Below are 12,045 nucleotides of genomic sequence, written 5' to 3' on the forward strand. Positions count from 1 at the left end.
GCATGACTCCTCAAATCAAAAATCTCTTCATCCGCGTGAATGCTTCTTTGTTGCGATCATGATTCCAGTTTGATATCCCCCCATATAATCAAAAAAGATTAACCAGCTAGATTCCAAAATCACTCAACTTTATGCAAAAAGGAAATATATTACTTCTATGTACTTGTTTGATTATCCTTTAAAAACTTCGTACCTTCCATAAAAAATAAAGGATTCACTTGAATAGCGTCAATTTTTCCATTGTCGCATGTATATCATTCCTCATAGATAAAACTACCACCCCGTTTGGCTTCAGCTTTAATTGTTCTACTCGGATTAATTGGCGGTAAAATAATTCGATCTAGAAAAACCAGTAATTATAACCAGTAATTATTGATTTCAGTTCTGAAACAGACTTCCGTGCTATATCCGATATGCCTTGCAAAATGAAATTTTGCATCTAACAAGCGTAAACGGCTGACGCCGTCTTTAGCGGCAGAAGCTCGTTTCGCGATGAAATATAAGCATTGTATAAGGTTAAAATTTATACTTTCTTATATTTCAAAAAATGCCCGCCAACCTTAAGCGGTCAGCGGGCATTTTTTTAATAGGAACAGTTACTTGACTATAACCTTCATCACGCTGCTTTCGTTCATGCCGCTGGCGTTCTCGAGTTCCACCCGGTATTCGTATGTCCCGGACGTTCTGCCGCTCACGCTTGTAAATGCGGTTTGTGCATAAGGCGTATTTGCCGTCAGAGTTTGGGTATCGATGAGCACACCGTTCTCAAAGAGACGGTATGTGGTGCCGTTCGTGCCCCACCAAAGGTTCATCGTGATTTTGTAATCCCCGTTTCCATCCCAGTTATCATTGGATAAAACCGGTTTTGCAGGCGCAGCGTCCTTTACCTTGACCTCATGCGACCCGCAGGACGTTGTCCCATAGGAGTTAATCAGCTCACAGGTATAGGTGTATGTGCCGTTCACTTTGCCTGTGATGTTCGTTGAAGCCGTTTGTGCCAAAGGTGAACGGTCTGTCAGCACCTGCGTATCAATAAGCAGTCCATTCTCATACAGCTTGTAAACTGTGCCGTTGTTGCCGTACCAGAGATTCATCGTAATTTTGTAGCTGCCATCCAAAAGACCGTTATCATGGCCATTGTTATTGGACAGAACCGGCTTGCCAGGTACAGCTGACGCCTTCTCGATACCTGTCACGATAACCGTCAAGGTCTTAACCGTCTCAAGGCCTTCATTGTTCACGGCCACAGCCGTAAACGTATGAATACCTGCATTATCCTTCAATGGAAGCTGACTTCCGTTTTCTAACGCCGTTCCATCGAACGTTAATGTCAGACTGCGAATACCCGATTCTTGATCCTCAGCAGTTACTTGCATGACGTAGACGTCGGAAACCGTTAATTGCTGGGGCGGTAACCCTGCCACTACCGGTGCAGTCGTATCCTCTGGCTGCTGCGGTGCGCCAATATACTGAATATGCGGTGCAGCCGGCTCCGTCATATCAGCCCCAAGATAGAAGCTGGTATGCGGAGGCTGGTTGTAGGCTACGTTCTGCCAAGCAACGCCCAGGCGGTAGACAGGGTCATGCATTAACGTGCGGATGCGATGCTCCGTTACATCCGTCGTCGTGTAAATGTGCAGCTCCGAGCTGTCCGATGAACGCCACATGACTTCCTCGCGCCAGTCCCCGAACAAATCAGCCTGCAGACTTGGGTTAGCTTTGGTCGAGTTATTAGACGACGCTCCTTCTGCTGTGAATAAGTTGGCAGTCGTTTCACTCGTGTAGTCCCACTTATCAATGCGGTTGTAATCCTGGAGCTCGCGCAGCAGATCACCATCCCACCATACGCCGAAATTCGTGGACGTTGGGATTTTCGTCGTAATTAATTCACCGCGCGCATTGTATAGGCCGGTAATCGGGATATGCTGCTCGTTCGTGATTGTGGCCGACCATGCCTCTTCGCCCACATGATTCGGGTCAATATCTGCCGTGAGTCCGCGTCCCGTATCTATTCCGGTATACACGCCCCATAAAATTTCTCCTGTAGCCGGATCACGCATCTCCATGCCGTATTCGGAATCCGTATGCTCATGCACGTCAAATAATTCGAGACCCGGTCTTGTCGGATCAAGATCGCCCAGATGCATGGCATCGCCATGACCAAGCCCAGTATTATATAACGGCTTGCCGTCATCATCGATTGCCATTGCGCCAAAAGAAACTTCATCCTTGCCGTCGCCGTCTACGTCGGCAATAGACATGTTATGATTGCCCTGGCCGGCATAGCTTCCATAACCCTCGTCGTTCGAGTCAAATTTCCATTGCTGCTCGAGCTGTCCGTCACGGAAGCTGTAAGCGGACAAAACAGTTCTTGTATAGTAGCCCCGGCTAAAAATAACGCTAGGATGCTCTCCGTCCAGGTAAGCAACGCTTGCCAGGAAGCGGTCTACCCGGTTACCGTATGCATCCCCCCAAGCGCCAACGTCTCCACGCGGAGGATCGTAGGCCACGGTGTCGAGCTCCCCGCCGGTCAATCCATTGAATACGGTCAAATACTCATTTCCAAGCAATACATACCCGCCGCTGTTGCGGTAATCCGCGCTAGCGTCGCCTATGGCATGACCTTGGCCGTCTATCGTCCCGTCCGCTGTCTTAAACGTAACTTCAGCGCGTCCATCACCGTCCAAATCGTACACCATAAACTGCGTATAGTGTGCGCCTGCACGGATGTTCGGGCCCAGATTAATGCGCCATAGACGCGTTCCGTCCATTTCGTAAGCATCCATGTATACGATGCCCGTATAACCTCCCTGCGAGTTATCCTTGCTGTTCGAAGGCGACCACAGCAGAACAATCTCATACTGGCCGTCACCATCCAAATCACCGACGCTCGCATCTCCCGCGTTATACGTGTACGGCTGGCCGTCCTTCGTATAATCATCCGCCGGCTTCTGCAAGGGAACCGACAAATATTGCTTCTGCCATACGCCGAATGTTTCGGAGGCGGATTTCTCTACACCATTCATAACCGAAGTCAATTTGTAGGAGGAGCTGTCTGTGCCCGCCGTATCGACATAGTTTGTCGTATCCGTTATAGGCGCTGTGTTTAGCTTTACGCCGTCACGGTACAGGTTAAATCCAATGGCTGCCGGATCCAAGCCCAGCAATCTCCAGCCGATATAGTTGCCTGCATCCTGCTTAACCGCCACCGGTGCACGGTCCAAATATTCCATATTGCGATAAAGCGTGGTAACCGCAGGTGTCTCCAAGCTCGCCGATTGCTCGGAGATGCCTCCTGCGTTAACCGATGCGACCTTATAGTAGTAAGGAATCGTAGTCAATACCGTCGTGTCTGTATAACTTGCCTCAGTCGATTTGCCAATCAGCGTATATTCTCCATCCGCTTTTTTCGCACGGTAAATATTAAACATCCGTGCTTCCGCAACAGCGTCCCAGGTAAATGTAACGTCGTTTTTATTCGTAGATTGCACCGTTAATCCAGTCGGAACAGCCGCCTTAGCGACATTTGGATCAATCATGGATACGGTAAGCACGTTCGAGGCTACCGATTCAAAGCCTGTGCTTTCCACAGCTGTAACTGTGAATTCGTAATCCAAGCCAACATCGGCGGTCAAATCCGTAAAATGGGTGTCCGATGTTTCGATAAGAAGCTCCGGGCTGCTTGCAACGGTTGCTTGACGATACACACGGTAGGCGGATGCGCCGTCTACCGCTCCCCAGGAAAGGGCTGCCGATACCGGATCGCTATTCAGGTCGATGCCGGTAAGCGTCAGGTCCGTCGGCGACAGCAGGAGCGGCGTAATTTCCAAACCGTTCAGATGAGCCGTCTGGCCGCTGAAGACAAGGTTCATCTTTCCGTCCTTGACCGCTATTTGGTTATACATCTTTTCGGCTACATTGGCTTTGCCTGAAGCAATCGTTCCATAATCTTTACCTTCAATGCTGACGTTTGTCCTCGTCGAACCAATCCAGTCTCCCGTATACGTCTTCACCGAATAATAGCCATTCGAGAGATCCACCTGGAATTCATAAGAGTTGCCGAAATAAGCTACAAAATCTCTGCGCAAATCATCTGTTACCGATCCGCGGTCGCGGTCGATCATGCCCGTGCTAGAAGTAAGGCCGTATCCAAGCTCAGGCGTGTAAAGAACGCTGCGAGTTACTTCCGTATATCCCGCCGCTACAGGTGCGCCTACTGGGCCAAAATCGAAACGGTATAGGGCCGATTTGGTCGTTATCGATACGGCATTCGACGGCTCTGACTCACCCCGGCCGTTAACCGCTGTTACGCGAACCGTATAGGTCTGGCCCTCCAGCATGCCTCCGATCGTCAGTTTCGGAACGGTTGCCGTTCCGATTAAGGCATAGGCCGTATCCGGCTCTGATGCGAGCTTTCGGTATATTTTATAAATATCCGTTCCTTCCACGGCATTCCACTGCAGCTGCGCACCCGCGTTGCTGACACTGCCCGCGACCAATCCGGCAGGCTTAGCCGGCACGGCTTCAGGCTGTTCAATCTCTTGAACAAAATCTGCTAACGGTGCATTCAGCTGCTCAATGCCTCCCGCGAGTAGACGGGCCAGCTGGATTGCGCCGTACTCCTGGAAGTGCGTATTGTCCGCGGACCCGTTCGGGAAAGCCCCGTAAATTCCCGGCTCAACATGCAGGAATACAGACAAGGTCGCCTGTGCACCAATGGAATCGTAATACGCCACGCTAAGCGTACTTAGGTCGACCAGCTCCACATTCAGCTCTTCGGCGACATCCTTCATTGCCGCTACATATTCCGGAAAGCTGATGTTGAACTTGCCCGTATCCGCATTAAAGTCTCTGCGGCCCATTGGCGTTACGAGAATCGGCGTAGCACCGCGCTGTCTCGTGCCGTTAATATAGGTTTTTAAATAATTTTTGTAGTCGGCCGGCGATGCATACCGATCAGGAACGCTTATGGTTGCATCGTTATGGCCAAACTGAACGAGGAAATAATCGCCCGGCTTAATGGCACGCAATACCTCATCCAGCCGTCCTTCGAAGATGAAGGATTTGGAGCTTCTGCCGCCGATCGCATGGTTTTTGAACATGACGTCATTGCTGAAGAAACGCGGCAGCATTTGGCCCCAGCCTGCTTCCGGCTCCCAATACGGGTCATACGTTTGAACCGTCGAATCGCCGGCAATATAAACGGTCGGGAGCTCGCCTGCTTGGCGTGCCTGCTGCTTCGTAATGACAAGCGCATTGATCTTCGGCGCGCTTCCGCTGAATTCCAGATTCAGCTGGCCGTCCACCAAAGCGATCTGGAAATCCATCTCCAGAAACTGCCCAGCCGCTTTGCCCGTAAGCTGTACCTTCTGAATCGTTTCGGCTTTAATCGCAATTTCCGATGCTTCCGAAGCGTCGCCTGCGATAAGCGACACGGTATAATCGCCGTTCGGAAGATCAATGCTGAACGTTGTATTCAACGGCATGGCAAAGTCGGATCTAAGCGCATCCGCTGTCCCTCTGTCGCCAAAGCTTACCTTTGAAATATCGGCAAAGCCGTATTTCAGAGCCGCGGAATACGCCGCTGCAGATGTAATCCGCGTATAACCCTCCGCTTGTGCCCCTGAACCAAAGTCGAAGCGCTGAACGTCTCCGTCCGGCAGCGTGTCAGGCATTGTATACACTGCACTTGCAGCCGTGCTCGACGCACCCGACTCGCCGCGATCGTTGGATGCCGTAATTTGATAGTAATGCGGTACGGAAGTGTCCACGCCTTCATCGGTAAACGCCGGTACGGTCGATTGTCCGACTTCCGTGAATGGACCCGCTTCCGCATCGGAACGCCAAATTTTATAGCCTGTCGCTCCGTCCGTTACCGTCCAGCTTAGCTTTACGGCTGATTCCAATACCTCGCTGACCGTTAAGCCTACCGGTGCTGCCGGCGCTACGGCAGCAGGAATTTCAACCGCAGCCGTCGGCTCGCTCAGCTCGGATTCCAATCCCGCGGCGTTCAATGCCGTTACCGCGTACGTATAGCTGCTGCCTTCCGTTACATCCGTATCGGTAAAGGAAGCGCCCGCCGATTGTCCCGCGACCAGGCTTGGGCCGCCCCCCTCTGTCCGATAAATCTTGTAGAGAACCGCACCCGCAACGCTGTCCCATGAAAGCGACACGTCATTCTTTGTTACTCCTGTAACGGCAAGGCCCGCAGGTGCATCCGGCTGAACAGGCATGACCTGTTCAATAACGAGTCCATTCAGATAGCCATATCCGGTAGATGCGGAAATGCCTACCGTCAATTGCCCGTCATTTACCGTGGTCCGATAGGTAGCTTGCGCAATAGCCTGCCTCGTTGAGATCGTTCCAGCCGCTATGCCTTCCAAGGCGACGTTCGTTTTTGTCGTGCTTGTTCCTGTTAGAAGATCGCCTGAATAAACGGTGACATCATATTCGCCGTTAGGTAGATCCGCGTAAAAGGAAAACGAACTGCCGAGCACAAAATCATTGGTCATCTCATCGCCGCCCGAGCGATTCCGAGACGCGAGCACCGCACTGAGGCCATAACCCGCTTCTACCGTGTAAAGCTGAGCCTCATTAACAGCCGTATAACCTTCCTTAATCGGGCTCGCGGCAGTACCGAAGTCGAATCTTTTCACCACCTGCTCTGCGCTCGCATTCGCCTGCTGTGAACTAAACGGCAGGCCCGGCATGACAGTCGAACATATAACGGCTGCTGCCAACAGTATCTTAAAAAGACGTTTTGGTTTTTTTTGCATAAAACATGGATCCCCCGCTTTCCTCAAATAAAATGCCTCATTTAGCAGCACTAAGATGTAGTAAGCGTTTTCAATTCACTTATGTAAAAGCGTCTTTGTTGGGGCTGTGTAACAGAAAAACTTGCATACCTCCTCTTTCCCAAAGCATTCCTTTATGTCAGATTTTTCAATGAAAAGATTTCTAACTCGATAGTACAGCTATCGATCACCGAAGAACATTCAAAAAACCGTTAATTATTATGAAAAAACCGAGTTAATTTCAGGCGGTCTCGATGCCTTCGATACCTTGTAGGACATATGTACCAGACCTTATTATTACTAGCATCACAGATAGATTGCTTGATATGATGACTTATCGTGATGATCGGAAACTGATTGTATATTTAACAATTATGTAAGCGTAACGCCCATTTCGGAAAACAAGAATACACTATTAATTGCTATATAAACCAATTATTAGTATTATCTATTATGTGGTCCATCTATGACTGAAAGTCATAGATTCAAAAAATGGAGGTGTAAGCTTGAAGAAAAGAAGTACGAAAAACCTGCTTGTCACTTTGTTCGGAATTATAGGCTTGATGCTGGGAGCAAGCTCTGCATTTGCTTATGATGTTTGGTTTTACGGAGGATTTACGCCGTACCCTACAACGGTATATCCTTACAGTACGTTTGATGCGACAAGCAAAACGGCGATGATCAATGCGTCTGCGCAATGGAATAATGCGGGAATAGGTAATATGGTTTCGATCGGCTCCAATACCAGCAATACTACGTATCCTAACGATAATAACCTAAATCAAGTGACCAAAGGCTCCCGGGGAACGCAAACATATCTTATGCAGACGTATGCGACCACTACAACAACAATCATGAACGGAAAATTCGTTGAGAATGCAATGTCGGAAGCGGACATTGATGTAAATATATCCCATCCTTGGGGAAATGGCAGTGCGAACTTATATGACATCGGTCAAGTTTTTACCCATGAATTAGGCCATCTACTCGGTTTAAACCATTCAAACGTTACAGGAGCGACCATGATTTCGGGTTCCTCCGTAGGGGAGACCCATAAACGAGACATCGAGCAGGATGATAAGGACGGTATATCCGTTATTTACTAATAATAGGAATGGGGGTGAATTTCACTTGAAAAAAATAGCAATTTCTTTTTTGGTTTTGTTCATGGCGGGAATTGGCATCTACTATGCAGTTCCTAAAAATGTGGTTACCGTAACATCGGGTGAAATTGCGTTAAAAGATAAAAAAGCATTGGTTGACGAAGCAAATGTCATTTTGCGCGGCACCGTCTCGGAAATCAAGCCAGGCTTCTGGAGCAATCCGAATGGTGAGAAGGGACAGGATGTTCGCAATATCATCCAAACCGATATCGTAGTGAACGTAGAGGAAGTTTACAAAAACGAATTATTTAATGAGAAGTCTGTAACGGTCCGGATTGATAAAGGAAAGGTTGGAAATTATATTTCTAAATCGGAAGGCTATCCTGAATTTGATCTTAAAGAAGAGGTCATTCTCTTCTTATCTAAGGATGACGGCGACTTGGCCAATCCGGCAGAAAATTATTACGTTCTGACAGGTATGTCGCAAGGCAAGTTTATAAAAGATAAAGAGGTATCTGGCGATAAAATTTTCGTGAACAAAGTCGATTCCGAAAAAAGGGATAAGCTGAGCCTTCATGAAGCAAAAGGCGAAATTTCTGGGATCATGGACGATTTAAAGAAAAATCCGAGACCTAAAATGTCCAAAGAAGAAATACGTCAACAGAACGAGAAAGTATTCGGAAAATAAGCTTAGCGTATATTTCCGTAAATTGTGTGTTTAAATCGAGATGAAGTATCGGACATTTATTTTGTGAGTATGATGCCACGGAGATATCAAAACGCATTAAACAAGCAGAAAGGCCCTATTTTACCATTTCCCCTTCGTACTCGAAGATAAAAACTTCGACCAATAAAAAGAAAATGGCTTATAGGGCCTTTTTTAGCCTCTGGAGAGGTTTTGTTTATGAATGCAGTCACAAATGCAGCTGTTTTGTATGCATATCTTTTGTTAAGCTATAGTTACCCGTTAGCGTAATAGTAATCCTCTTTTACTTTGATGATGCTTTTTGGTATTCTCCGTCTAATTCAACCGCAATTGCTTCTTTAGGATCTATCCCCTTGATCTCATATATTTTACTTCCTACTTGTGTAAAGTTTGATTCTTCATTTTTTTGTGGCATTTGATCAACCTGTCGTTTCACTGCACCGACTTGATTTCCTATCTTATCTAGAGTGACTTTTTCCACTGATAAAAAAAATTGGGTGTTGTTAAAAATAATAACGTTCGGATATTCTGTTGTTTTATTTGAACATCCTACTAATACAATAACTAGTAATGCAGTTAGTGTAAATATAGAAAACTTTTTCAAGTCAATCCCCTCCCTTATCAGAATTAGACGTACCTAATAACAATTAAGTTACAAATAGTTATTACGCTCTTCTGCCCATTAAGCTCAACGCCAAGCAGTATATCTGTACAAAACCCCTCATTTTGTGAAGTAGTCCTTACCCTTAAAAAAGAAAAACAGAGAAATTCGAAGCTATCCTAAGAAAATGAAAAAAAGGACCGGTCGCAAACGATGCGAACACGGTTCTTTTTTTACAATTGTTCCACGGAAAGAAAATCGACGATCACAGCCTAATTTGAGGAAATATCGAGCTTGAAAAGATGTTGTTTATTTTTTCGCTGCAAAGAATGCATCGATTTGAGATTGCAGTTCGTTCTGAATCTTTTCGATACCTGCTGCTTTGACTTGTTTGTTCAAATCTTCAAGGCCTTTTTCTACGTCTTTGATCACGCCATACTCCAGTGGAATCGCATAACGAAGCATAACATTACTTACATTGGCAACTTCTGTTTTGACTTTACTGTTATCGAAAACAAATGTTTCAAGCGGGTAGTGGTACACGTTGCTATCCCAACCGTTTTGCATAGCAGTCGCTTCCTCAGGGAATGACTCATTATCACGGTTTAGAGGGGAGTTAAAGCCCCAGAAGGAGAAGCCAGTGTAGTTCGGGCTTTTGTCTGTTGATTGGAATTTATCATCACCAACAGCTGTGTAGTGAACGCCTTCAATACCGATATTAATTAGGTCATGCAGCTCTTTGTCATTTTGCATCAAATCAATAAACATAAGAGCACGTTCCGGATGTTTCGATGTAGCATGTACGGATACCCCGTTCTGTGTAGCAACAGCTTGGGATTTCTTATTGTTTGGGTTAATGTCAGCAAGTGCAACTTCGTATTGATTGGTTTGGCGCATTAAGGCCATGAGAGAGCCGAGCGTACCCATATTATGAGAAATAGCTGCAGTTTTACCTTCTCTGAAATCTTGCTGATGATCATTTTTGTTGTTCAGTACGTTTTTGGACCAAGCATTATTGTCCGCAAGGTCTTTGTAATAAAGAAGCAGCTCTTTAAACTCTGGTGTTTCATAAACATTAAAGATCTGTCCTGTTTCATCCGTTATTTTAAAGCCGAGTGGAATGTCTAAATCGAACAGGTTCCAATCATTTTGTTGCTTCAACATAATGCGGTCTAGGTTGTGCATTTTCCAGTCGCCAGTTTCCGGCGTGAATGGAGTGATTCCTTTCTCGTTAGCTGCTACGGCTTTCAAATAGTTTGCAAATGTTTCCGGGCTATCGATTGCAGGCAGGTTGTACTTTTTGCGCAAATCTTCACGATATAGGATAAGTTTCTCTACGGATTCACCAAGGTTCTGAGGAACCATATACAGCTTGCCGTTTACTTTAGCTTGATCCCAGTTAACATCGGACATTGCTTTAAAAGTTTCAGGCGTATAAGTTTTTAGCATCTCTTCAGTCAATTCAAGAAAGCCGCCTTTTAGCGCCTGATCATTATATCCAGCCCAGTTGGCCGTATAGATAAGGTCGAAATCTTCGTTAGCCGCAAGCTTCAAAGGATATTTCTGTGCCCAATCTGACCAATCCAGAAATTCACCCTCAAGCGTTACATTGATTTTTGCTTTCAATTTTTCGTTAATAGCTGCAAAAACACTGTCATAATCAACAGGTTTAGGTCCTACAAACACCATTTTAAGTTTAACAGCCTCTGATGTATCTGCTGCGCCTTTCTCAGTGTTCGTAGTTGTCTCTCCACCGTCTGGTGTCTGGGTAGCAGCAGGTGCGTTATTTTTGCTGCCGCAAGCACTGATTATCATCACCATTGCCATGATCATAGCGAGCAAAATTATACTTTTCTTTTTAACCATTTGAATATCCCCCTTATGATTTATCGATAAACCAAGTTTCCTTGGAATCATCCTTTAACAGCGCCAATCGTCAAGCCTTTAACAAAGTATTTCTGAATAAACGGATACGCGACTAGGATCGGACCGCTTGCGACAACGGTCATCGCCATCTTCAAGCCTTCCGTAGGCAGCACGTTTGTAACGACTGCGCCTGAGCCCATCATCGCCTTGCGCATGCCATCCATATTGCCGAGCATTTTGTATAGGTAGTATTGGAGCGGCATCAGCTTCTCATCTGAGACAAAAAGCAAGGCGTTGTACCAGTCGTTCCAATAACCGAGAGCAAGAAATAATCCAATGGTTGCGAGTGCAGGCTTCGAGAGCGGAAGAATCAGACGAAGGAAAATGAGAAAGTCACCTGCACCGTCTATTTTAGCCGATTCTACAATCGCTTCTGGGATATTGCTCATAAACGATTTCATAACAATCATATAAAAAACGTTGAGCAGCAACGGAATAATCAATGCCAGAATCGTATCCTTCATGTGCAGGTAATTGACCATCAAAAGGTACCAAGGCACAAGGCCGCCGCTGAATAATGTGGTAAAGAAGAAGAAGAATGAAAATTGATTACGCCATTTAAAATCTCTTCTGGACAAGCAATACGCGGTCATCGCTGTCAGAAATAATCCGATAACGGTTCCGATCGCGGTAACAGCCAGCGTCACCGAATATGCCCGTAAAATTTGCTCAGGGTACTTAAACAGAATTTTATAGGGTTCGAATGAAAATGCACTCGGGAAAAATTGATACCCTTCTGTAATAATCGTACTTTCTTCGGACAATGACGAAGATAAGATTAGAATAAAAGGCAGGATGCATAGAGCAGCCAGGACAGTTAAAGAAATATAGCCGATAACGGAAAGCAATTGGCGATCCCGTTGTTGTGGTCTTACTGGTTTCACTTCAAGCTCAGTTCCACTCATATCATATTAC

6 protein-coding genes are annotated in these 12,045 nt (G+C 46.2%); 2 read left to right on the top strand and 4 right to left on the bottom strand.

The features are described 5' to 3' along the window. Nucleotides 1-596 precede the first annotated feature (596 nt). Nucleotides 597-6,776 carry a rhamnogalacturonan lyase family protein gene (locus AC1DLI_RS07395; RefSeq protein WP_477601047.1) on the bottom strand — a complete coding sequence of 2,060 codons (6,180 nt, stop codon included), beginning with the start codon at nucleotides 6,774-6,776 and terminating at the stop codon, nucleotides 597-599. 524 nt (nucleotides 6,777-7,300) lie between these two features. Here AC1DLI_RS07395 and AC1DLI_RS07400 point away from each other — a divergent pair. Further along, on the top strand, nucleotides 7,301-7,900 hold the full coding sequence (locus AC1DLI_RS07400; protein ID WP_477601049.1) for a matrixin family metalloprotease: 600 nt from the start codon (nucleotides 7,301-7,303) through the stop codon (nucleotides 7,898-7,900). 25 nt (nucleotides 7,901-7,925) lie between these two features. After that, nucleotides 7,926-8,585, top strand: coding sequence for a hypothetical protein (locus AC1DLI_RS07405; protein ID WP_477601051.1), 660 nt, complete (start codon nucleotides 7,926-7,928; stop codon nucleotides 8,583-8,585). 301 nt (nucleotides 8,586-8,886) lie between these two features. Here the strand turns inward: AC1DLI_RS07405 and AC1DLI_RS07410 are convergent, their stop codons facing one another. The 3 genes from AC1DLI_RS07410 to AC1DLI_RS07420 form a co-directional block, all read right to left on the bottom strand. Beyond that, nucleotides 8,887-9,207, bottom strand: a complete 321-nt coding sequence (locus tag AC1DLI_RS07410; RefSeq protein ID WP_477601053.1) for a hypothetical protein — start codon at nucleotides 9,205-9,207, stop codon at nucleotides 8,887-8,889. 306 nt (nucleotides 9,208-9,513) lie between these two features. Then, the gene (locus AC1DLI_RS07415) at nucleotides 9,514-11,070 is read right to left on the bottom strand and encodes an ABC transporter substrate-binding protein (protein WP_477601055.1); all 1,557 of its coding nucleotides are present in this window, start codon (nucleotides 11,068-11,070) and stop codon (nucleotides 9,514-9,516) included. Nucleotides 11,071-11,117: 47 nt separating this feature from the next. Beyond that, a complete protein-coding gene (locus AC1DLI_RS07420; RefSeq protein ID WP_477601057.1) occupies nucleotides 11,118-12,035 on the bottom strand; it encodes a carbohydrate ABC transporter permease in 918 nt (305 codons plus the stop codon). Between the last annotated feature and the right edge of the window lie 10 nt (nucleotides 12,036-12,045).

Source organism: Paenibacillus sp. 01T443, assembly GCF_056398325.1.

Excerpts from the sequence above, each read along its gene's own strand:
- AC1DLI_RS07395 (WP_477601047.1), bottom strand. The coding sequence starts at position 6,776 with ATGCAAAAAAAACCAAAACGTCTTTTTAAGATACTGTTGGCAGCAGCC.
- AC1DLI_RS07415 (WP_477601055.1), bottom strand. The coding sequence starts at position 11,070 with ATGGTTAAAAAGAAAAGTATAATTTTGCTCGCTATGATCATGGCAATG.
- AC1DLI_RS07420 (WP_477601057.1), bottom strand. The coding sequence starts at position 12,035 with ATGAGTGGAACTGAGCTTGAAGTGAAACCAGTAAGACCACAACAACGG.